The following is a 21,160-nucleotide window of genomic DNA, read 5'->3' on the forward strand; positions in this document are numbered from 1 at the left end:
TGCGCGGCGACGCCGCCGGGTCCGGCGTGGCGCCGGGCCGCATCCGCACCAGCCTAGCCACCCCGCGAGCCGTCGGGTGGAGATCAACCGGGTGGCGAAGCACCCCCATGTATCGGGTATTGTTTACGTCGTCGCCAGGGAGCGCCGCCGTAGAGCGGTTCGAGCTGGTGATCAACCCCGGCGGTGTGCCCGAGCGGCCAAAGGGAGCAGACTGTAAATCTGCCGGCTCAGCCTTCCCAGGTTCGAATCCTGGCGCCGCCACACGGGAACGAGAGCCCCGTGATCTGCGAGAGCGGATCACGGGGCTCTCGTCGTTTACTCTTCGCGGCTACTTGACGTTCCTCTTCAGGTTTTCGATCACGAAGCCGCCGTCCTGGTTGCCGTAGACCGTGTTGGGGTGGAGAAGGAACGCGACGAAGGGCAGGGGTACCGGGCCCGGGAGGACGGAGACCGGGACGGGCTTGGCGCTGACCAGGTCGAGTGCGTCGGAGCCGTCGGCCGCGTGTGCGGGCGCGGTGGCCATCAGCAGGGCACCGCTGGCGGCGGCCGCGGCGAGGATGCGGGGGGTGGTCTTCATGACCTGTGCAACGACCGAATCGTACGGCCGTCACCTGCAGCATCCACCGGGATGGGTCGTGTCCCGTGTCAGGGAAGGTTGTGCCCGTGCCATCGAAGGTTGATCGGCGATGGCAGGTCTTCTCCACGGGCGCTGGGGATCTTGACGGATCTTGTCTCGGAGCAGGTCGACGTGTTGGGCAAAGGTCTCACGATCTTCAGCACCCCACGCTTGCCGCCGGGCCGGGCTCTGCTGGTCAGAACCCGTGCGCGGAGTTCGGTCCCCGCGTACCCGGCCGCCCTGCCTTGTCGCCCCTGATCGGTCCTCGTCCTCGTCCGCGTCGCCGATGAACACGCGGAGATCGTGGACGCCCTGAAGTGGCTGGATGACGTACAACTCCACCCGGCCCAGAGCGCGGCGGACCACATCCACGTCGCCACGCTGGGCCTAGGTGTGCAGGCGTGCCTCAGCTGGCGGTGCCGACCAGGCGACGCATGATCGTCATGAGTTCGTCGGGCGGGGAGATCCTCATCGTCCGACTTTCCTGGTCGAAGAGTGTGATCGAGGTCAGCGTGCCGGCGCGCCACCAGAACACCCGGGGGGAGAGGCGTCCGGGGCCATCCTCGTAGGCGCCCTGCCCGAACTGTGCCAAGGCGTTGGCGGCCTCGGCCACGTGCTCGTCAGTGAGCGGGTAGAACACGAGGTTGTGCCGGTTCGGGACGACTAGCAGCACACCCTCGTCCGGTATCTCTGGGCCGTCGGCGGCCCGCACCGCCTCTTCGAAGACGAGCACCTTGCTGGCCGCGAACACCGACTCCGGGTGGCCGAGGATGTGGAGGACCGCGCCACCGGGGAGATCGGCGGTGTCGTAGTTGACCGGCTCGCTGAGCAAGTTGGTACGCGCCGCGGCCGCGAGGGTGTCCCACTCGACGAGGGCCACCTCGCGGTCACTGAGGACGCGGACGTTGTCAGGGGTGTCGAGGGCGATGCCCACCAGGAGGTCCGTGGCCAGTGGTTGCAGGTAGCCGAACTGCCCTCGTGCTTCCTCGGGTATCGATTCCTCGGCGACCAGCCGCAGGTACACGCTGCGCAGGGGATCCGAGGCACTGTTGTGGTCGGTGCGGGCTGACAGGTCGCTCATACGCGGTTCCTTGGGATCTGATGGGTGGTCCGTCGGGCGGCTCACAGGTGGAGCAGCTCACCGATCAGATCACGCAGCCCCGCGCCGCCGCACCGTGGTGCAGCGGCGAGCAGGCGCGGGCCCCGGTACGGCCGGGGACACCACTTCTCCACCCGGTCCCCTATTGCCGGTGGCGAGGCCCGGCAGCGCTCCCGTACGGCTCTGTCACTCGCGTGGCGCCGACGGCGAGAGTCCGCCCGGCCGCGAGGGCGATCACGCGTTTGCACGCAGGGCCTCTGACCAACGCGGTCAACCTTCGACGACACAAAGTCGCGTCCGCAAGGTGCGATGGCGCGCGGTCAAGGATCGGTGTCACAGGACACCCGCTGGTGCCGTTTCCCGGACTCTTCACTAGAATCGAACACGTGAACGATGACCGTCCGCTGACGCGTCTCGACATGCTGCGTTTCGCCCGCCGCGTCGTCGAACGTCAGGCCGCGAAGCAGCTTGCCCTGATGGACCGGTGGATCGCGGACGAAGAGCGCAGGGAGGCCGAACGGCAGCACCGCCTCACGACCCGGCAGGCCGCGCCGGATTGGCTGATCGAGCGCGGTCTGAACGGCCACAAGGCGGTGTACGTCCACGTCGGCGGCTGTCCGAGCGCCGGCGGGCGTGCCAGGGGAGTCGGTCCGGACCAGGCGGTACGTGCGCTCACCGAAGGACGTGTCCCGGCGTGTCCGCTGTGCCGCCCCGACACCGCGCTGGGGATTCTGGAATGACGGGTCCGGGTGCGGGTCCGGGCGGTCCGGACGATGCTGGAGCCATGGCCGGGAAGCGACCCATCATCGTGCACCTGCCGTCCCCGACCGGCGGACGCCGCGTCCGGGTGGACGGCGAGATCCTCGGCTTGGCGCACAGCGTGCGGGACCTGGTGGAGTTCCTGCGCCGGGCGGGGCTGGAGATCGAGCCGGAGCAGGTGGCCGACTCGCCGCTGATCGACTGGCGCGGGGTGGGACCCGACCGCTGGGAAGCCGAGACCCGCACCTGACGCCGGTGCCGCCTCCGCGTCCCTGTGGGCACACTGGCGGTATGTCCTCCCCACGCAGAACCTGTCCCGTGTGCCGACGCGACATCGCCGTCATCGCCGGCCGTTTCGCGCGGCACGACCCACCCGGGTCACGGCAGGGCGGGGAACTGGTCTCCTGTGCCGGATCACGGCGACAGGCACAACCGGGCGCCCTGCAGCCGACGTTGGACGGATACGCCGTACCGGACTTTCCCGGGCAGCTGCCTCTCTTCTGAGTGCGGACGGGAGCAGGACCTCGTGGGAACGGGAGCGGGACTCAGGATTCTGACGGGGCGACAGGATGCGGCGCTACAGGCCTTGGTGGCGGACGGTAATCGGTCAACGAGCTGTGGCCGGCCTCAGTTCCCGGCCACCGACTTCACCGCGACCGACACCGGCGTCGATCCGCTGATCAGCTCCAGCGTCAGGCCGGTTGTCGCCGGAGTGTCCACCAACTCCGCGAGGACGGCCGCCACGTCGTCCCGCGGGATCGCGCCGCGCCCGGTGTGCGCCTCCAGCCGGACCAGACCGGTGCCCGCGTCGCCCGTCAGCGAGCCGGGGCGCAGGACCGTCCAGTCCAGGGCCTCCTGGCGGGTGACGTACGCGTCCGCCTCCCCCTTGGCACGCAGGTACGCGTCGAAGACGTCGTCGCCCTGGTGTCCGGGATCCGCGCCCATCGAGGACACCACCAGGAAGCGACGCACGCGCGCGCGGACGGCCGCGTCCGCGAACAGCACCGCCGCGCCCCTGTCCACCGTCTGCTTGCGTTCCGCGCCGCTGCCCGGGCCCGCGCCCGCCGCGAAGACCGCCGCGTCGGCACCCTGCAGGTGCGCCGCGACCTCCTCGACCGAGGCGGATTCCAGGTCGAGCAGGACCGGTTCGGCACCGGCCGCCCGCAGATCGTCGCCCTGCTCCGCCTTGCGGATGATCCCCGCGACGTCGTCCCCGCGCGCGGAGAGCAGGCGCTCCAACCGCAGCGCAATCTGACCATGACCACCAGCGATGACAATGCGCATGATTCCGACCGTACGCCGCAGGGGGCGCGTCTGCCGTACGAGTCAGCCGGCATGGCCGGTGCGCGCCGGGCTCGCGCGCACCGGCACGCGTCCAGCGTGCACAGGCACACGCTCGGCGCGTGCTCAGGATCGCGCGCTCGGCGTGTGGCCGCGGCTGTGCGCCCGGCGTGCAGACGCACACGTACGCCCGGCGCGACAGCCGCATTCATCCGCCCGGCGCACACCGACTGATCGCACTCTCGGCGTGCGGTGATCCGCCATGCGCCCGGCGCGCACACCGAACCACGCGCCCGCGCCAGGTAGCCCGCACCCCCCGACCCGCACCCCCCGACCCGCGCCCCCCCCCGACCCGCGCCCCCCGACCCGCGCGCCCCCACCCGGCCTCACGACAGCTCACCCCGCCCCTGCCGCGGCAGCCCGAGTTCTGCCGCCGCAGCCGAGTTGCAGTACTCGCGCACCGCGCTCGTGCGCGCCACCACCCGGCCCCGGTGCACCACGATCCGGCTGTAGGCCAGGGACAGGGCGCCGGCCAGGCGGTCGCCGCGCACGGCCAGGAGCTCGGCGGGGAAACCGGCCTCGACGCGCACCTCCGGCAGCCCCAGCACCGCGCGCGCCGAGGTGCTCACGGCGTCGTAGGCGTCCTGCGGGCGCAGGCCGTGGGCGGAGGCGAGGAGGTAGGCCGCCTCCAGGGGGTCAGCGCGGCCGACGGGGTTGGAGAGGTCGCGCAGGGCGCCGCTGCCGGCGGCCACCCGGACCCCGGCCGCGCGCAGCAGCCGTACCGGAGCGACGCCCCGGCGGTCGGCGCCACAGCAACCGCCCTGGGGCAGGCACACGACCGTCACTCCGGCCGCCGCGAGCTGGTCGGCGGCCCGTGACGCGGCCTCGGCGGGCAGGCGCGTGAGGCCGGCGCACGGCCCGATCGTCACGCCGGGGCGCAAACCCCCGGCCATGGCCGCGAGCCGGGACAGCCGGCCCGGGTCGGAGGCGTCCGTGTGCAGGTCCACCGGGCAGCCGTGCTCGGAGGCCACCTCCAGGACCGTCTCCACGTAGCCCGTGGGATCGGGGTCCAGGTCGGGACAGCCGCCCACCACGGAGGCGCCCATCTTGACCGCGTCGCGCAGCATCGCCAGCCCGTCGGCGCCGGCCACCCCGGTCAGCAGCCGTGGCATCGCCACCGCCGTCAACTCCGCGAGCCCGTGCAGCGAGCGCCGCGCCTGAAGGACGGCGCCCAGTGCGCCGAGGCCCTGGACGTCGCCCACGCGTACGTGCGCGCGTGCCGACGTCGCCCCGTGCCCGAGCTGCAGCAGAGCCGCCTCCGTCGCCCGGCGCTGCACGTCCTCGGGGGCGTGGGACACCGGCCCGGGGCGCTCGGCGGACAGCGCGGTGTCGCTGTGCGCGTGCGGTTCGGCCGGGGCCGGGAGGAGCAGGTATCCGTTCAGGTCCACGCGCGTGGCGCCCGTCCGGGCCGGACCCGGCGCCAGACTGCCGGCCGTGCCCACCGCCTCGATGCGTCCGCAGCCGAGCCGTACGTCCACGGTCCGGCCGTCGGTGAGCCGCGCCCCGCACAGCAGCAGGGCGGCCGTGTCGGACTGGCCGGAGGATCCCGAGGAGTTCGACGGTGGGTGGGGCTGCGGCTGGCTGTCGGGCATCGCGCTCCAGGATCGGGCCGGGGGCTCGGGCGGGCCGCGTGAGCATGCGGGGCTCGCCCACCCCAAGATCACGCAGAGTGAGACGAGCCTAGGGTGGCGAGCCGCCCGGGACGCGTAGGAGCGCAATAGTCGTACCGGTGTGGTCCGCCCTTGGCGGTACACGTGTCGCCCACAAGCGTGGCCCCGGCCCACTCCGCCCCGAGGCCCCCGTTCATGCGGCTCATGAGGCCGCTGCGAGGGCGGGGATGCGGGTGGTCAGGGGCGGCCGGATACGGATTTGGGTGAACGGCGGCGGACCGTGTAATGTCTTCATCGCTCGCCCCAATAGCTCAGTCGGCAGAGCGTCTCCATGGTAAGGAGAAGGTCAACGGTTCGATTCCGTTTTGGGGCTCTGGTGTGAGAGGTTCCCGTCGAAAGGCGGGATCCGATCGCATCGCAGCGGTGTAGCTCAGTCGGTAGAGCAAGCGGCTCATAATCGCTGTGTCACCGGTTCAAGTCCGGTCACCGCTACTGACAGTAGCCGATTGCGGGGTCGGTCCTTCGATCGGCTACTCTTTCTTGCGTTGAACTAGTCCATCCGTTCGTCTTAGGAGCACTCACGTGGCTGCCACCGACGTCCGCCCGAAGATCACGCTGGCCTGCGTGGAGTGCAAGGAGCGGAACTACATCACCAAGAAGAACCGGCGTAACAACCCGGATCGTCTTGAGATGAAGAAGCACTGCCCGCGTTGCAACGCGCACACCGCGCACCGCGAGACGCGATAAACAGGCTCGTACACGAGGCCGTCCCCTTCCGAGGGGGCGGCCTCGCGTCGTTTCAAGGGCTCACCGGGCAAGGGCTCACCGGTCAGGCACTCAACGGTCAGGGGTTGACCGGTCGAGGAGTCACCGGTGAGGGCTGACCGGTCGAGGGCTCACCGGCTCGCCGGCCCAGTGGCTCACCAGCTGGGCGCCAAGCTCTGCGTCGAGCTGAGCGCCCGCCCGTCCCCGCACGTTCCCCGGCTGGTTTCCGGCTAATTTGGGGCCATCACAGCAGACATCAGGAGGTGCCGGGCCATGGCGCTCGACCAGTCCTTCGTAGGACGGACCTACCCGCCCACCGCGCCCTATGAGGTGGGCCGGGAGAAGATCCGCGAGTTCGCCGAGGCGGTGGGCGAGACCAACCCGGTGTACACGGACCCCGAGGCCGCGAAGGCCTACGGGCACCCCGATGTGATCGCCCCGCCGACATTCGTGTTCTCCATCACTTTCCGGGCCGCGGGACAGGTCGTCGAGGACCCGCAACTCGGCCTCGACTACAGCCGGGTGGTGCACGGCGACCAGAAGTTCGCCTACCGCCGCCCGGTCCGCGCCGGCGACCGGCTCTCGGTCACCTCCACCATCGAGGGGATCAAGTCCCTCGCGGGCAACGACATCCTGGACATCCGCGGTGAGGTGTACGACGAGGCGGGCGAGCACGTCGTGACCGCCTGGACCAAGCTGGTGGCCCGCGCGGCCGAGGAGGCGTGAGGACCTGATGACGGCGAAGATCACCTACGGGGACGTCGAGGTCGGCACCGAGCTGCCGGCGCAGACCTTCCCCGTGACCCGTGCCACGCTCGTGCGCTACGCCGGCGCCTCCGGGGACTTCAACCCGATCCACTGGAACGAGAAGTTCGCCAAGGAGGTCGGCCTGCCGGACGTCATCGCGCACGGCATGTTCACCATGGCCGAGGCGATCCGCGTGGTCACCGACTGGACCGGGGACCCGGGCGCGGTCGTGGAGTACGGCGTCCGCTTCACCAAGCCCGTCGTCGTGCCGAACGACGACCAGGGTGCCCTGATCGAGGTCAGTGGCAAGGTCGCGGCCAAGCTGGACGACAACACCGTGCGCGTGGACCTGACGGCGACCAGCGGCGGCCAGAAGGTGCTGGGCATGTCCCGGGCGGTCGTACGTCTGGCCTGACGGCTCCGCCGGAAGCGGTGGCGTCCGGGTTGCAGCAGTAGTGGGGTAAGGGGCGTCCTCCCTGGCGGGGCGCCCCTTACGCGCGTTCTGGAGACACCCCCTGAGCGGACCGCTTGCTAAGTTAGTGATTGAGTACTAACTTAGCCGCATGCCCAGGATGAGTGCACAGGAGCGACGTGAGAGCGTCATCCGCGCGGCGATCGCGGAGTTCGCACGGAAGGGCTACTACGGCACGTCAACGGAGGCGATCGCGGCCCGCGTGGGTGTCTCCCAGCCGTACCTCTTCCGGCTCTTCGAGGGGAAGAAGGCGATCTTCGTCGCCGCGTCGCTCCGGTGCGTGGACGACACCTGCCGGGTCTTCGAGGAGGCGGCCAAGGGGCTGGAGGGGGAGGAGGCCCTGCACGCCATGGCGAACGCCTATGTGCGGCTGATCACGGAGCAGCCCGAAAAGCTCCAGATGCAGATGCAGACGTACATCACCGTCTCGGCGGCCGAGGCGGAGGGTGACCGTGAGTTCGGTGAGACCGTACGGGCCGGCTGGATGAAGCTGTGGGACACGCTTCACCTGCCACTGGGGGCGGACGACAGCGAGACCATGCACTTCCTGGCGTACGGAATGCTCATCAACACCCTCGCGGCCATGGGGTTTCCGCCCGAACACCGCGTCTGGCAGGGGATGTATCCGTCGGCCCGGATCACGGGCCGGCTGGAGAAGTAGCGGAACGTGGCGGGTGTCCTGCCCTTTTCACGCCCGCGAAAGTTAGTCATCAATAACTAACTAGATCGCTCTCTAGGGGGAGAGATGTCACAGCAGACCGCACAGAACGCACCGCGCGGACGCGCCGCGTGGGCCCTCGGCATCACCAGCGTCGCCGGATTCATGGCGGCCCTCGACAACCTCGTCGTCACCACCGCCCTGCCCTCCATCCGCAGGGACCTCGGTGGCGCGCTGGGCGACCTCGAGTGGACCGTGAGCGCCTACACACTCACCTTCGCCGTGCTTCTGATGTTCGGCGCGGCGCTCGGCGACCGCTTCGGGCGCCGTCGGCTCTTCATCGCCGGACTCGCCGTGTTCACCGGCGCCTCCGCCGCCGCGGCCATGGCACCCGGCATCGGCTCCCTGATCGCCGCCCGCGCGGTCCAGGGCGTCGGCGCCGCCGTGATGATGCCGCTCACGCTGACCCTGCTGACAGCGGCCGTACCCGCCGCCAAGCGCGGGATGATGTACGGCATCTGGGGCGCCGTCAACGGGCTCGCCGTCGCCTCCGGCCCCCTCATCGGCGGCAGCCTCACCGAGCATGTCTCCTGGCACTGGATCTTCTGGCTGAACGTCCCGCTCGGCCTGATCGCGCTGCCGCTCGCCCGTCTGCGTCTGGCCGAGTCCTACGGCGCCGGCGCCCGGCTCGACGTCCCCGGCACCCTGCTCGCCAGCGGCGGGCTCTTCGGAATCGTGTACGGCCTGGTCCGCGGGCCCTCCGACGGCTGGACCGACAGCCTGGTGCTGACCGCGCTGTTCGCGGGCGGGGCGCTGCTGGCCGGGTTCATCCTCTACAGCTCGCGTGCGGCCAGTCCCATGCTGCCGATGAGGCTGTTCCGGTCCCGTGCCTTCTCCGGCATCAATGCGGCCAGCCTGCTGATGTTCCTCGGGATGTTCGGCTCGATCTTCCTGCTCAGCCAGTACATGCAGGGCGTGCTCGGCTACTCGCCCACCGAGGCGGGCCTGAGGATGCTGCCGTGGACCGGCATGCCGATGCTCGTCGCGCCCGTCGCCGGCATCCTCTCGGACCGCGTCGGCGGCCGCCCGGTCGTCGCCGCGGGACTGTTCCTGCAGGCCGTCGGTCTCGGCTACATGGCCGCCGTGGCCACCGCGGGCGCCTCCTACGCCGCCCAGCTGCCCGCCCTGATCATCAGCGGCGTCGGTATGGCCCTGTACTTCGCGCCGGCCGCCAATCTGGTCATGTCCAGCGTCCGCCCCCAGGAGCAGGGCATCGCCTCCGGCGCGAACAACGCGCTGCGCGAGGTGGGCGGTGCGCTCGGCATCGCGGTGATGTCGTCGATCTTCTCCGCGCAGGGTGGCTACGAGAACGCGCAGAGCTTCGTGGACGGCCTGCGGCCCGCCCTGGTCACCGGCTCGGCGGTGGTCGCCCTCGCCGCTGTCGCGGCCCTGGTGATCCCGCCCCGCCGGAGTGCCGCCCGGCTCGCCGCGGCGGACGGCCAGACGCCCGCGACGGCCTTGAAGGCCGATGCCCTGGAGACGGCCGACCCGAGGTCAGGCGGCCCGGAGACGGCCGACCCGAAGTCAGGCGCCCCGGAGACCAGTGGACTGGAGACCGCCGCCCGCTGAAGCCCGGCCAACGACCGGTACCCGGAGATCGTCGACCTGAAGTCCGGCGCCCTGGGAGCCGCCGTCCGCCGAAGTCGGGCCGGGGTTCGATGCCCTGAGGACTCCGGTCCGAGGCCCGGCGCCCTGGGAGCCGCAGGCCCGGAGTCCGGCTCCCCGGAAGCGCTCGCTCCGGGACACCGGCGCCCTGGGGACCGCCGCCCGCCGACGCCCGGCCGGTGTCCGGTGCCCTGGGGCCGTAGGCCCGGCGTCCGGCGCCTTGTAAGCCCCCGCCCCTGAGACCGGCGCCCAGGAGGACGCCGTCCGCTGCAGCCCGCCCCGGCGACCGCCGTCCGCTGAAGTCCGCCGAAGCCTGCCCGGCTGCCGGCTACCGGTGCCCGCCGAAGCCCGACCCGGAAGCTCGTCACATGGAGGTCGCGATGCCCGCTCTTCCCGCTCTTCCCTGGATCGTGCCGCACACTCCGCCGCAGGACGCCCAGGTGCACGTCTTCGCCTCGCGCTTCGAGACCCGCACCCTGTGGGGCGCCCTCCGCTTCCTCGCCCGCACCCCGGGCGTGTGGCGGCAGATCGGCCGGGCGCCCGGCGCCTACGGGGCCTCCCTCAGGGCACAGCCCCTGCGGCGGACGTTCTGGACCCTGTCCGCCTGGGAGTCCGCCGACGCGCTGAAGGCCTTCGCCCACTCCGGCGCCCACCGGCCCACCTCTCGCGGCCTGGCCTCCGAGATGCGCGGCGTCGCGTTCGCCACCTGGCAGGCCCCCAGCGACCAGCTGCCGCTGAGCTGGGAGGAGGCGGAACGACGGCTCGCGTAGAACGCCGGCCGGACAGGGCGTCGCGTACGCGCGCGTGGCCTTCGAAAAGGAGACCACGCGTGCGTACACGTGTGTCCGACCCCAGGCGTGGGGTGACGGGGTGGCCGACCGCGCCCGTCCGTGCAGGGAGAACCGTCTCGTAGTCTTGGGCCCGTGCAGGTACTCCACGACGCCCCTCTTGCCCCGCTGACCACCTTCCGGCTGGGCGGTCCCGCGACGCGGCTGGTCACTGCGGTGACCGACGCCGAGGTGATCGCCGCCGTCCGTGAGGCCGACGACAGCGGGACGCCGCTGCTGGTCATCGGCGGCGGATCGAACCTGGTCATCGGCGACAAGGGCTTCGACGGCACCGCCCTGCGCATCGCCACGCGCGGTGTCGAACTGCGCGGCACGACCCTGGAGCTGGCGGCCGGCGAGGTGTGGACCGACGCCGTCGCCCGCACGGTCGAGGCCGGGCTCGCCGGTATCGAGTGCCTGGCCGGCATTCCCGGATCCGCGGGCGCCACACCGATCCAGAACGTGGGCGCCTACGGGCAGGAGGTCTCCTCCACCATCACCGAGGTCCTCGCCTACGACCGGCGCGCCGGCGAGACCGTCACGCTGACGAACGAGGAGTGCGCCTTCTCGTACCGCCACAGCCGCTTCAAGGCCGACCCCGAGCGCTATGTGGTGCTGCGTGTCCGCTTCGAGCTGGAGGACGCGCGCGGGCTGTCCGCGCCCGTGAAGTACGCCGAGGCGGCGCGTGCGCTCGGCGTCGAGCCCGGCGACCGGGTGCCGCTGGCCGACGCCCGCGAGACCGTGCTGAAGCTGCGTGCCGGGAAGGGCATGGTCCTCGACCCCCAGGACCACGACACCTGGTCCGCCGGATCCTTCTTCACCAACCCGATCCTCACCGGCGAACAGTTCGCCGCGTTCCACGCGCGCGTGCGCGAACGGCTCGGGGACGGTGCCGAGCCGCCCGCCTACCCGGCGGGGGAGGGCCGTACGAAGACCTCCGCGGCCTGGCTGATCGACAAGGCGGGCTTCACCAAGGGCTACGGCACCGGTGCGGCCCGCATCTCCACCAAGCACACCCTCGCCCTCACCAACCGGGGCGAGGCCACCACCGAGGACCTGCTGGCGCTGGCCCGTGAGGTGGTCGCGGGTGTCCGCGAGGCCTTCGGGGTCACGCTCGTCAACGAACCGGTGACCGTCGGCGTCAGCCTGTAGAGGCGCTCAGTACGCCACCCCCACCCCCTGCTTCACCGTTTCCGCGTCGTCGATCATCGCCAGCATCGCGTGCGCGACGTCCGCGCGTGCGATGAAGCGGCCCTTGCGCGGGAAGCCGCCGACGACGGTGCGGTAGCGACCGGTGAGCGGCTTGTCCTGCAGGCGCGGCGGCCGTACGGACGTCCAGTCCGTACCGCTTCGGCCCAGCTCGGCCTCCATCTCGCGCAGGTCGGTGTAGACGTCCTTGAGGACGGCCGACACCAGGCCCCGCAGGGCACGGTCCAGTGCGCCGTCGGCCTCCGGGGCCGGGCCGACGGGGCCGGCGCTGACCACGAGCAGCCGTCGTACGCGCTCCGCCTCCATGGCGCGCAGCACCGTACGGGTCAGCCGGGTGGTGACCCCGGCGTCCCTGCGGCTGCGCGCGCCCAGTCCGGAGAGGACCGCGTCACGGCCGCTGACGGCGGCACGCAGTTCCTCGGGGTCGGTCAGATCGGCGCGGAACACCTCCAGCGCGTCCCCCCTGACGTCCAGCCGGGCCGGATCGCGGAGCACGGCCGTCACCCGGTGGCCCGCGCCGAGCGCCTGGCGCACGATCTCCCGGCCGATGCCGCCGGTGGCGCCGAAAACGGTGAGGTTCATGAAGGCTCCCCTGCTCGGGCTGGTGGGTGAGTACTCACTCACCTCTGCTCGCCCTAGAGTGAGTAAACACTCACCCACTCGTCAAGCCCGATTGGACCCCCATGGAGCAGAAGCCCGCGCGTGTCCGCATCCTCGACGCCGCCCACGAGCTCATGCTCACCGTCGGACTCGCCCGCGCCACCACCAAGGAGATCGCCCGCGCGGCCGGCTGCTCCGAAGCGGCCCTCTACAAGTACTTCGACAGCAAGGAAGAGCTGTTCGTGCGCGTGCTCACCGAGCGGCTTCCGCGGCTCACCCCGCTGCTGGGCAGCCTCGCCACCGAAACGGGACAGGGCACCCTGGAAGGCAACCTCACCGAGATCGCCCGCCAGGCCGCCCTCTTCTACGAGCAGAGCTTCCCGATCGCCGCCTCCCTGTACGCCGAGACCCAGCTCAAGGAGCGCCACTACGACGCGCTGCGCATGCTCGGCTCCGGCCCGCACCAGCCCATCCAGGACCTGGACGCCTACCTCCGCGCCGAACAGGCCGCCGGTCGCGTCCGCGCCGACGCCGACACCTTCGCGGCCGCCTCGCTGCTGCTGGGCGCCTGTGCGCAGCGCGCGTTCGCCTACGACGCGACAGAGACGGGTCAGCGGCCGCCGGTCGACGACTTCGCCGCACGGCTCGCGAAGACCCTGCTGGGCGGAATCTCCGTTGTGCCGGCCTCCGCGTGAGACCGACGAGGCGCGCACCGCGCGGGTAACGGCGCCCTGGGGACCCCGGCAGAGACGTGTCGTCAGGGGCGCCGGCCCTCATGGGCTGCGCCCGGGGCCGAAGGACGAGCCCGGCGTCCCGCCCTGCGCCCCCTTCAGGCGGCCGGGCGAGCCAGCCAGTCGTCGATCCCGGCCAGCAGCCGCGCCCTGATGTCCTCGGGGGCGGCCGAGCCCCGCACCGACTGGCGCGCCAGTTCGGCGAGTTCGGCGTCCGAGAAGCCGTGGGCGTGGCGGGCGATCTCGTACTGGGCGGCCAGCCGGGAGCCGAACAGCAGCGGGTCGTCGGCGCCGAGGGCCATCGGGACGCCGGCCTCGAAGAGCGTCCGCAGCGGCACGTCCTCGGGCTTCTCGTACACGCCGAGCGCGACGTTCGACGCCGGGCACACCTCGCAGGTCACGCCCCGGTCGGCCAGCCGCTTCAGCAGCCGCGGGTCCTCCGCCGCGCGCACCCCGTGCCCGATCCGTGAGGCGTGCAGGTCGTCCAGGCAGTCGCGCACCGAGGCCGGACCGGTCAGCTCGCCGCCGTGCGGGGCCGACAGCAGACCGCCCTCGCGCGCGATGTGGAAGGCCCGGTCGAAGTCCCGGGCCATGCCGCGCCGCTCGTCGTTGGAGAGCCCGAAACCGACCACGCCCCGGTCCGCGTACCGCACCGCCAGGCGGGCCAGCGTACGGGCGTCCAGCGGGTGCTTCATGCGGTTCGCGGCCACCAGGACCCGCATACCGAGGCCCGTCTCCCTCGACGCCGTGTCCACCGCGTCCAGGATGATCTCCAGCGCCGGGATCAGCCCGCCCAGCCGGGGCGCGTACGACGTCGGGTCCACCTGGATCTCCAGCCAGCCCGAGCCGTCCCTCAGGTCCTCCTGCGCCGCCTCCCGGACCAGGCGCTGGATGTCCTCCGGTTCGCGCAGGCAGGAGCGCGCCGCGTCGTACAGCCGCTGGAAACGGAACCAGCCCCGCTCGTCGGTGGCCCGCAGCTTCGGCGGTTCACCGCTGGTCAGGGCCTCGGCCAGGGTCTCGGGCAGTCGTACGCCGTACTTGTCGGCCAGTTCCAGCACGGTCGCGGACCGCATCGAACCGGTGAAGTGCAGGTGCAGATGGGCTTTCGGCAGCTCAGAGAGGTCACGTACACGCTCCATCCCAGGATCCTGCCGTACGCACCTGTCACACCGGTAGCCGTTTCCCCGTACGTGGTCTTGCTCGCACAAACGAACAGGAGCACCTGGGAACGTTCCCAGGTGCTCCTGTCCAAAAATGGACCGCTCAGTCCCGCGCCTCCGCCAGGAGCTTCTGCAACCGGCTCACGCCCTCGACGAGGTCCTCGTCGCCGAGCGCGTACGACAGGCGCAGGTAGCCGGGCGTGCCGAACGCCTCACCCGGGACGACCGCGACCTCGGCCTCCTCCAGGATCAGCGCGGCCAGCTCGACGGTGTCCTGCGGGCGCTTGCCGCGGATCTCCTTGCCGAGCAGCGCCTTGACCGACGGGTAGGCGTAGAAGGCGCCCTCGGGCTCCGGGCAGAGCACGCCGTCGATCTCGTTGAGCATCCGCACGATGGTCTTGCGGCGCCGGTCGAAGGCCTCACGCATCGTCGCCACGGCGTCCAGGTCGCCGGAGACGGCGGCCAGGGCGGCCACCTGGGCCACGTTGGAGACGTTCGAGGTGGCGTGCGACTGCAGGTTCGTCGCGGCCTTGACGACGTCCTTCGGGCCGATGACCCAGCCCACGCGCCAGCCGGTCATGGCGTACGTCTTCGCCACACCGTTGACCACGATGCACTTGTCGCGCAGCTCGGGCAGGAGCGCGGGCAGGGACACCGCGGCGGCGCCGCCGTAGACCAGGTGCTCGTAGATCTCGTCGGTGAGCACCCACAGGCCGTGCTCGGCGGCCCAGCTGCCGATCGCCTCGGTCTCGGTCTCGGAGTACACCGCTCCGGTCGGGTTGGACGGGGAGACGAAGAGGACGACCTTCGTCTTCTCCGTGCGCGCCGCCTCCAGCTGCTCGACGGAGACGCGGTAGCCGGTCGTCTCGTCGGCCACGACCTCCACCGGGACACCGCCCGCGAGGCGGATCGACTCCGGGTACGTCGTCCAGTACGGCGCCGGGACGATGACCTCGTCGCCCGGGTCGAGGATCGCGGCGAACGCCTCGTAGATGGCCTGCTTGCCGCCGTTGGTGACGAGGATCTGCGAGACGTCGGGCTCCCAGCCGGAGTCGCGCAGCGTCTTCGCGGCGATCGCGGCCTTCAGCTCGGGCAGGCCGCCGGCCGGGGTGTAGCGGTGGAACTTGGGGTTCTTGCAGGCCTCGACGGCCGCCTCGACGATGTAGTCCGGGGTCGGGAAGTCGGGCTCACCGGCGCCGAAGCCGATCACCGGACGCCCGGCGGCCTTCAGGGCCTTGGCCTTGGCGTCCACGGCGAGGGTGGCGGACTCGGAGATCGCGCCGACTCGGGCGGAGACCCGGCGCTCGGTGGGTGGGGTTGCAGCGCTCATGAGGCCATCGTTTCAGATCGGAAACCCCTGCGGCATGCCGGTTTCATTTGCAGGCCGACGCAGCCGGTCCGCGAGCCCCTGAAGGCGTGAACGGGCTCGTCCGGGGACACGGTCGCGGTCGGCGCCGACCCGGCCGGCGGCACCGGGGTTCCCGGTGCGGGGTCCGGTCGTCGGTTCCGCGCCCACCAGGGCGGATGCGATCTCGACGGCGCAGCCGGCGGTGGCGCGGAGCGTGACGAAGTGTGACCGGACGAGCGCGCGGCCCGGTCGTTCACGGCTGGGAAGGCGGCAGACCGAACGGCATGGGGGGCGGGACGTGAACAAGGGTCCGAATCCGGTCCCCGGCCAGGACGATCTTTGGTCAAGTGGCTCCGGACGGGCACTTTCTGTTCGACGCCGGGCCGCGGACCACGTACACTCTCACCTCGTTGGCCTTCAGCAGCCGCCGCCGCAACCGGTGCACACCGCGCACCCGGCCGGATGCGGTACGTTGGGGGACACACAAAGGGTCGTAGCTCAATTGGTAGAGCACCGGTCTCCAAAACCGGCGGTTGGGGGTTCAAGTCCCTCCGGCCCTGCTACACACACCGCCAGGATGTGTGCGCATGTACGTACAGCAATGCACCGCCGTGCGGCTCAGAAACCGGGCGCGGCACGGCCACGACCCGGGACCAGGTGAGGACGAATGACGGACGCCGTGGGCTCCATCGACACGCCTGACGCCCAGGACGAGCTGCCGGAGTCCAAGAAGAAGGCCCGCAAGGGCGGCAAGCGCGCCAAGAAGGGCCCGCTGAAGCGCCTCGCCACCTTCTACCGCCAGATCATCGCGGAGCTCCGCAAGGTCGTCTGGCCGACGCGTAACCAGCTGACGTCGTACACCACCGTGGTGATCTTCTTTGTCGCCATCATGATCGCGCTGGTGACCGTGATTGACTATGGGCTCAACCACGCGGCCAAGTACGTCTTCGGCTGAGCCAAGAGCGAAGGGCGCCGTGGTACCGGCGCCCGTTTTCGCATGTTCCACCCCTATGTATCCAGGAAGAAGCAGCCACCGTGTCTGACCCGAACCTGAACGACGACGCCATCGAGTCGCGCGCGACCGCTGCCGAGATGGTGGACGACGAGCTCGACATCGTCGAGGGCGCGGACGAGCAGGACGAGTTCGAGGCTGCCGAGGCCGAGGCGGGGGAGCCGGCCGAAGAGGCTGCCCTGACCGTCGAGGACGAAGAGGACGGGGAAGCCGGCGAGGAGGCCGCCGAAGAGGCTGCCGAGGAAGAGCCGGCCGCGCCCGTCGACCCCGTCCAGGCCCTGCGCGAGGAACTGCGCACCCTGCCCGGCGAGTGGTACGTCATCCACACCTACGCCGGTTACGAGAACCGCGTGAAGACCAACCTGGAGCAGCGCGCCGTCTCGCTGAACGTCGAGGACTACATCTTCCAGGCCGAGGTGCCGCAGGAAGAGGTCGTCCAGATCAAGAACGGCGACCGCAAGACGATCAAGCAGAACAAGCTGCCGGGTTACGTCCTGGTCCGCATGGACCTGACCAACGAGTCCTGGGGCGTCGTCCGCAACACCCCGGGCGTCACCGGCTTCGTCGGCAACGCCTACGACCCGTACCCGCTGACCCTGGACGAGATCGTCAAGATGCTCGCCCCGGAGGCCGAGGAGAAGGCCGCCCGCGAGGCCGCCGAGGCCGAGGGCAAGCCCGCTCCGCAGCGCAAGGTCGAGGTCCAGGTGCTGGACTTCGAGGTCGGCGACTCGGTCACCGTCACCGACGGTCCGTTCGCCACGCTGCAGGCGACCATCAACGAGATCAACCCCGACTCGAAGAAGGTCAAGGGCCTGGTGGAGATCTTCGGCCGCGAGACGCCGGTCGAGCTGTCCTTCGACCAGATCCAGAAGAACTAGTCCATTTCTGGACGTTGCTCTTCCGAGCAGGTCAGGCGGGCTGTCTCAGCCGGTCTGACCTGCTCGGTTTTTAGCCGCGCATCTATACCCGTTATCGTTGTGCGGTATGCCTGCGTCAGGGTCGCGATCCTCGCGCGGGCATGGACCCGAATGAAAGGACCCGGAGAGCTATGCCTCCCAAGAAGAAGAAGGTCACGGGGCTCATCAAGCTCCAGATCCAGGCCGGTGCCGCCAACCCGGCTCCGCCGGTCGGCCCCGCGCTGGGTCAGCACGGCGTCAACATCATGGAGTTCTGCAAGGCCTACAACGCCGCGACCGAGTCGCAGCGCGGTTGGGTCATCCCGGTGGAGATCACGGTCTACGAGGACCGTTCCTTCACCTTCATCACCAAGACGCCGCCGGCCGCGAAGATGATCCTCAAGGCCGCGGGCATCGAGAAGGGCTCCGGCGAGCCGCACAAGACCAAGGTCGCCAAGATCACCGAGGCGCAGGTCCGCGAGATCGCCCAGACCAAGATGCCCGACCTGAACGCGAACGACCTGGACGCCGCGGCGAAGATCATCGCCGGCACCGCGCGTTCCATGGGCGTCACGGTCGAGGGCTGAACCCCACCCCAGTAGTCATGCGGCCGTAGCCGGTCGCACGTGGCAGGGCCTGCTCGGCCCAGGGACCACGACTCCTTTCAGAACACACAGGAGCAAGTTGTGAGCAAGCGCAGCAAGGCTCTCCGCGCTGCGGACGCCAAGGTCGACCGGGAGAAGCTGTACGCCCCGCTCGAGGCCGTCCGTCTCGCCAAGGAGACCTCCACGACCAAGTTCGACGCCACCGTCGAGGTCGCCTTCCGTCTGGGTGTCGACCCGCGCAAGGCCGACCAGATGGTCCGTGGCACCGTGAACCTTCCGCACGGCACCGGTAAGACCGCCCGGGTCCTGGTCTTCGCGACCGGTGACCGTGCCGAGGCCGCGCGTGCCGCGGGTGCCGACATCGTCGGCGCCGACGAACTGATCGACGAGGTTTCGAAGGGCCGTCTGGACTTCGACGCCGTCGTCGCCACCCCGGACCTCATGGGCAAGGTCGGCCGCCTCGGCCGCGTCCTCGGCCCGCGTGGCCTGATGCCGAACCCGAAGACCGGCACCGTCACCCCCGACGTGACCAAGGCCGTCACCGACATCAAGGGCGGCAAGATCGAGTTCCGCGTCGACAAGCACTCGAACCTGCACTTCATCATCGGCAAGTCGTCCTTCGACGACGCCAAGCTGGTGGAGAACTACGGCGCCGCGCTGGAGGAGATCCTCCGTCTGAAGCCGTCCGCCGCCAAGGGTCGCTACATCAAGAAGGCCGCCATCACCACCACGATGGGCCCCGGCATCCCGGTCGACCCGAACCGCACCCGCAACCTCCTCGTCGAGGAGGACCCGGCCGCCGTCTGAGCCCCCCGCTCAGCCCGGTAGCCGCGTCAGGTACGCGTGAGTAAGGGCGGGCCCTGCAACCTTCCAGGTGCGGGGTCCGTCCTTTCTTTGTACGAGCTTTCTTTCCAGGTCCTTTCGGACGGCTGTCAGTGGCCTGGGCTACGGTGCAGGCACTCGACTTGTATGGGGGTAGGACAAGATGAAGAGCACGACGGCGCGCCGGATGACCCTTTCCGTGGCGGTGGTTGCCGCGCTGACCGGGGTGGCCGCCTGCGGCTCCTCGGACTCCGGGAAGGGCGGCAAGGCGGCCGGCGGCGGCGCGATCCACCTCAGCCCCATCGCCGCCGTACTGCGCACCGCCGAGCAGTCCACCGACAAGGCGGACTCGGCCAAGGTGCACTCCACGATGTCCCTGGGCAACCTGATGTCGGCGACCGGGGACGGCGCCCTCGCCTGGGGCCACGGCATCAAGGGCAACCTCACCATGACGTACACCGGCGGGCAGATGGCCCAGATGATGCGCAAGGCCGGTACCGCGTCGATGCAGGCCCGCTATCTGCCGGACGCCTACTACGTGAAGATGAGCGATGCGTTCGCCCGGCAGACGGGCGGCAAGCACTGGGTCAGGTACGCGTACGACGACCTCGCCAAGCTCGCCGGCGCCTCCGGCTCGTACCTGAAGGACCAGGCCCAGACGTCCTCGCCGAACCAGGCCGTGAAAATGCTGCTGGCCTCCGGTGACGTGAAGAAGGTCGGCGAGGAGACGGTCTCCGGCGTCCACACCAGGCACTACGCGGGCACGGTCAACGTCGCCGACCTCGCGGGCCGGAGCAGCAACCTCAGCGCGGACCAGCTGGCGGCCCTGAAGAAGCAGCTCGACCGGGCGGGCGTCACCACCGACACCATCGACATCTGGATCAACGACCAGAACCTGCTGGTGAAGAAGACCGAGAAGGCGGACACGGCCAAGGGCACCCTGACCAGCAGCGCGTCCTACAGCGACTACGGCGTGCCGGTCTCGGCCGAGGCGCCGTCGGCCAGTGACACCAAGGACTTCAAGGACCTGATGAAGTCCCTCGGGACCCACGGCTCGGGCAACACGTCGAGCGGCTCCGCCACCGGCACCCTCTCCTGAAGCACCGCCCACTCTCTCCGCCGGTGCGCCGAGCCCGCACCGGCGGCGTCGGCCCGCGCGGCGCGCGCGGCGCGCGCGACCGAGCAGGGCCGGATCCGGGCCGACGGCTGGGTTCGCCGCTGGGCCTTCGCCGGGCCGGGCGGGGATCACCCCCTCGGCGGCACGGCCGGCACCGGCTCGACTCCGGGCCCACCGTGAGGTTTCTGCCCCGGCGGCGGACTGCCCGTGGACAGGGCCGCCGTGCGGCACCAGGCCGGGCGCGACACGGCCCGCGAGGCCGCCTTCCTCACCGCGGCCGGGGGGCCGTGGCGACGGAGCTCGCGCGGGAGATCCTGCGTTCGGCCTCGTGCGGGTCTGTGCTGGAGGGTTTGAGGCTGGGCCACCTGCGGAGATCCGTGCGGGAGAGCTTGGGGCGGTGCCTCGTGCCGCGGCCGGTGCGCGAGGGTGAGGCCGAGCTGTCACGGCATCCGTGCCGGAGGACGACAGCTCGACCTCATGCGGCGGCCTGTAGAGCCCGCCGCTGAAGCCTCCTGCCGCAGCCGGCCCAGGGCCCACGGCCGAGCCGTGCTGGGCGCGAGCCGAAGCTCCACGACACGGGCGGGCTGCCGCACGGCCGATGTCGCGGGAGCCGTGGCCAGGCCGTGCAGCCCGGATAGCAGAGCAACGGCTCGACCCGCCCCCCGGCGTGCGGCTGACCGTGTCGAAGAATGTGCGGTTCGTCCGCGCAGGGCAGCCCCCATGTCGCAGAATGTGCGACTCGGCCGCGTGCGGCAGCCCCGGTCGTAGAGCTGCGGCTCGGCCCCGTGCGGCGGTCGTGCGGGGAGGGTTCCTGTGGGCCCGGGGGAGTCGCTTACGGTCGATTTGCTCGACGGCGCCCCGGTCCCGTACTCTCTTGCAGAAGCCAAAGACCGCTGGTCGTTGCCGTGCACTCGAACGAGGGCGCGGTGGCCGAAGGATCCGCTGAAAAGTGGGCGACCCGCGCAGGTGACAGTGGAAGAACTCCCGGAGTGCGCGCGCCGAGCGCGTGTGCGACCGGTCGAGTCCGCCCCGTGCGCCTGCGCCGGGGCGTTTCGTTTCCCCAGTCCTCCTTCGGGTCCGCGCGGTCCGAATCACCCGGAA

Annotated in this window: 23 protein-coding genes and 4 tRNA genes; 20 read left to right on the forward strand and 7 right to left on the reverse strand. The window is 70.8% G+C overall.

The features are described 5' to 3' along the window. Positions 1-179 precede the first annotated feature (179 nt). Positions 180-261 (forward strand) — tRNA-Tyr (locus ACZ7GZ_RS12395). Between the two features lie 67 nt (positions 262-328). Here ACZ7GZ_RS12395 and ACZ7GZ_RS12400 read toward each other — a convergent pair. Both ACZ7GZ_RS12400 and ACZ7GZ_RS12405 read right to left on the reverse strand, forming a co-directional pair. Further along, positions 329-577: a hypothetical protein gene (locus ACZ7GZ_RS12400; RefSeq protein ID WP_471023410.1), complete on the reverse strand. Its 249-nt coding sequence runs from the start codon at positions 575-577 to the stop codon at positions 329-331. Between the two features lie 445 nt (positions 578-1,022). After that, positions 1,023-1,697, reverse strand: a complete 675-nt coding sequence (locus ACZ7GZ_RS12405; protein WP_471023411.1) for a hypothetical protein — start codon at positions 1,695-1,697, stop codon at positions 1,023-1,025. Between the two features lie 404 nt (positions 1,698-2,101). Here ACZ7GZ_RS12405 and ACZ7GZ_RS12410 point away from each other — a divergent pair, with 404 nt between their 5' ends. From ACZ7GZ_RS12410 to ACZ7GZ_RS12420, 3 genes are read left to right on the forward strand one after another with little or no spacing between them, the layout of a single operon-like run. Further along, complete coding sequence (locus ACZ7GZ_RS12410; protein WP_471023649.1) at positions 2,102-2,455, forward strand: DUF6233 domain-containing protein; 354 nt, start codon at positions 2,102-2,104, stop codon at positions 2,453-2,455. Positions 2,456-2,499: 44 nt separating this feature from the next. After that, positions 2,500-2,724, forward strand: coding sequence for a hypothetical protein (locus ACZ7GZ_RS12415; protein ID WP_031167006.1), 225 nt, complete (start codon positions 2,500-2,502; stop codon positions 2,722-2,724). Positions 2,725-2,765: 41 nt separating this feature from the next. Next, positions 2,766-2,978: a hypothetical protein gene (locus tag ACZ7GZ_RS12420; protein ID WP_471023413.1), complete on the forward strand. Its 213-nt coding sequence runs from the start codon at positions 2,766-2,768 to the stop codon at positions 2,976-2,978. Between the two features lie 123 nt (positions 2,979-3,101). Here ACZ7GZ_RS12420 and ACZ7GZ_RS12425 read toward each other — a convergent pair whose 3' ends face one another. Both ACZ7GZ_RS12425 and ACZ7GZ_RS12430 read right to left on the reverse strand, forming a co-directional pair. Then, positions 3,102-3,758: an SDR family oxidoreductase gene (locus ACZ7GZ_RS12425; protein WP_471023414.1), complete on the reverse strand. Its 657-nt coding sequence runs from the start codon at positions 3,756-3,758 to the stop codon at positions 3,102-3,104. A 383-nt stretch (positions 3,759-4,141) separates the two neighbouring features. Next, entirely contained in the window at positions 4,142-5,407 is a 1,266-nt protein-coding gene (locus ACZ7GZ_RS12430) for an amidohydrolase family protein (RefSeq protein WP_471023415.1), read from the reverse strand. A 318-nt stretch (positions 5,408-5,725) separates the two neighbouring features. On the opposite strand from ACZ7GZ_RS12430, the gene ACZ7GZ_RS12435 reads away from it, so the two are divergent. From ACZ7GZ_RS12435 to ACZ7GZ_RS12475, 9 genes are all read left to right on the forward strand, one after another. Next, positions 5,726-5,798: transfer RNA gene (locus tag ACZ7GZ_RS12435), tRNA-Thr, on the forward strand. A gap of 46 nt (positions 5,799-5,844) precedes the next feature. Beyond that, a tRNA-Met gene (locus tag ACZ7GZ_RS12440) sits at positions 5,845-5,917 on the forward strand. A gap of 90 nt (positions 5,918-6,007) precedes the next feature. Next, on the forward strand, positions 6,008-6,172 hold the full coding sequence (rpmG, locus tag ACZ7GZ_RS12445) for a 50S ribosomal protein L33 (RefSeq protein ID WP_003948671.1): 165 nt from the start codon (positions 6,008-6,010) through the stop codon (positions 6,170-6,172). A gap of 291 nt (positions 6,173-6,463) precedes the next feature. Next, positions 6,464-6,916, forward strand: coding sequence for an FAS1-like dehydratase domain-containing protein (locus ACZ7GZ_RS12450; protein ID WP_471023418.1), 453 nt, complete (start codon positions 6,464-6,466; stop codon positions 6,914-6,916). 7 nt (positions 6,917-6,923) lie between these two features. Next, positions 6,924-7,352, forward strand: a complete 429-nt coding sequence (locus tag ACZ7GZ_RS12455) for a MaoC family dehydratase (RefSeq protein ID WP_471023419.1) — start codon at positions 6,924-6,926, stop codon at positions 7,350-7,352. 148 nt (positions 7,353-7,500) lie between these two features. Further along, complete coding sequence (locus tag ACZ7GZ_RS12460) at positions 7,501-8,070, forward strand: TetR/AcrR family transcriptional regulator (RefSeq protein WP_471023420.1); 570 nt, start codon at positions 7,501-7,503, stop codon at positions 8,068-8,070. An 84-nt stretch (positions 8,071-8,154) separates the two neighbouring features. Next, entirely contained in the window at positions 8,155-9,696 is a 1,542-nt protein-coding gene (locus ACZ7GZ_RS12465; protein WP_471023423.1) for a DHA2 family efflux MFS transporter permease subunit, read from the forward strand. A 416-nt stretch (positions 9,697-10,112) separates the two neighbouring features. After that, complete coding sequence (locus ACZ7GZ_RS12470; RefSeq protein ID WP_471023425.1) at positions 10,113-10,502, forward strand: DUF3291 domain-containing protein; 390 nt, start codon at positions 10,113-10,115, stop codon at positions 10,500-10,502. A 153-nt stretch (positions 10,503-10,655) separates the two neighbouring features. Then, entirely contained in the window at positions 10,656-11,711 is a 1,056-nt protein-coding gene (locus ACZ7GZ_RS12475) for a UDP-N-acetylmuramate dehydrogenase (protein WP_471023427.1), read from the forward strand. A gap of 6 nt (positions 11,712-11,717) precedes the next feature. On the opposite strand, the gene ACZ7GZ_RS12480 is transcribed toward ACZ7GZ_RS12475, so the two are convergent. Beyond that, on the reverse strand, positions 11,718-12,350 hold the full coding sequence (locus ACZ7GZ_RS12480; RefSeq protein WP_471023430.1) for an NAD(P)-dependent oxidoreductase: 633 nt from the start codon (positions 12,348-12,350) through the stop codon (positions 11,718-11,720). Positions 12,351-12,451: 101 nt separating this feature from the next. On the opposite strand from ACZ7GZ_RS12480, the gene ACZ7GZ_RS12485 reads away from it, so the two are divergent. Next, positions 12,452-13,063: a TetR/AcrR family transcriptional regulator gene (locus ACZ7GZ_RS12485; RefSeq protein ID WP_471023432.1), complete on the forward strand. Its 612-nt coding sequence runs from the start codon at positions 12,452-12,454 to the stop codon at positions 13,061-13,063. A 134-nt stretch (positions 13,064-13,197) separates the two neighbouring features. Here ACZ7GZ_RS12485 and ACZ7GZ_RS12490 read toward each other — a convergent pair whose 3' ends face one another. Both ACZ7GZ_RS12490 and ACZ7GZ_RS12495 read right to left on the reverse strand, forming a co-directional pair. Next, complete coding sequence (locus ACZ7GZ_RS12490; protein WP_471023433.1) at positions 13,198-14,238, reverse strand: adenosine deaminase; 1,041 nt, start codon at positions 14,236-14,238, stop codon at positions 13,198-13,200. A gap of 124 nt (positions 14,239-14,362) precedes the next feature. After that, positions 14,363-15,589: a pyridoxal phosphate-dependent aminotransferase gene (locus tag ACZ7GZ_RS12495; RefSeq protein WP_471023435.1), complete on the reverse strand. Its 1,227-nt coding sequence runs from the start codon at positions 15,587-15,589 to the stop codon at positions 14,363-14,365. A 505-nt stretch (positions 15,590-16,094) separates the two neighbouring features. On the opposite strand from ACZ7GZ_RS12495, the gene ACZ7GZ_RS12500 reads away from it, so the two are divergent. From ACZ7GZ_RS12500 to ACZ7GZ_RS12525, 6 genes are all read left to right on the forward strand, one after another. Then, positions 16,095-16,167: transfer RNA gene (locus tag ACZ7GZ_RS12500), tRNA-Trp, on the forward strand. Positions 16,168-16,274: 107 nt separating this feature from the next. Continuing rightward, positions 16,275-16,562, forward strand: a complete 288-nt coding sequence (gene secE / locus ACZ7GZ_RS12505) for a preprotein translocase subunit SecE (RefSeq protein WP_360093898.1) — start codon at positions 16,275-16,277, stop codon at positions 16,560-16,562. 80 nt (positions 16,563-16,642) lie between these two features. Next, the gene (gene nusG, locus ACZ7GZ_RS12510; RefSeq protein WP_471023438.1) at positions 16,643-17,497 is read left to right on the forward strand and encodes a transcription termination/antitermination protein NusG; all 855 of its coding nucleotides are present in this window, start codon (positions 16,643-16,645) and stop codon (positions 17,495-17,497) included. A gap of 170 nt (positions 17,498-17,667) precedes the next feature. Next, positions 17,668-18,102, forward strand: coding sequence for a 50S ribosomal protein L11 (gene rplK, locus ACZ7GZ_RS12515; protein ID WP_030345386.1), 435 nt, complete (start codon positions 17,668-17,670; stop codon positions 18,100-18,102). Positions 18,103-18,201: 99 nt separating this feature from the next. Further along, on the forward strand, positions 18,202-18,927 hold the full coding sequence (gene rplA / locus ACZ7GZ_RS12520; protein ID WP_471023440.1) for a 50S ribosomal protein L1: 726 nt from the start codon (positions 18,202-18,204) through the stop codon (positions 18,925-18,927). Between the two features lie 178 nt (positions 18,928-19,105). Continuing rightward, a complete protein-coding gene (locus tag ACZ7GZ_RS12525; protein WP_471023442.1) occupies positions 19,106-20,041 on the forward strand; it encodes an SCO4651 family lipoprotein in 936 nt (311 codons plus the stop codon). The last annotated feature ends 1,119 nt before the right edge of the window (positions 20,042-21,160 follow it).

The organism is Streptomyces sp. NPDC037288 (assembly GCF_055603265.1).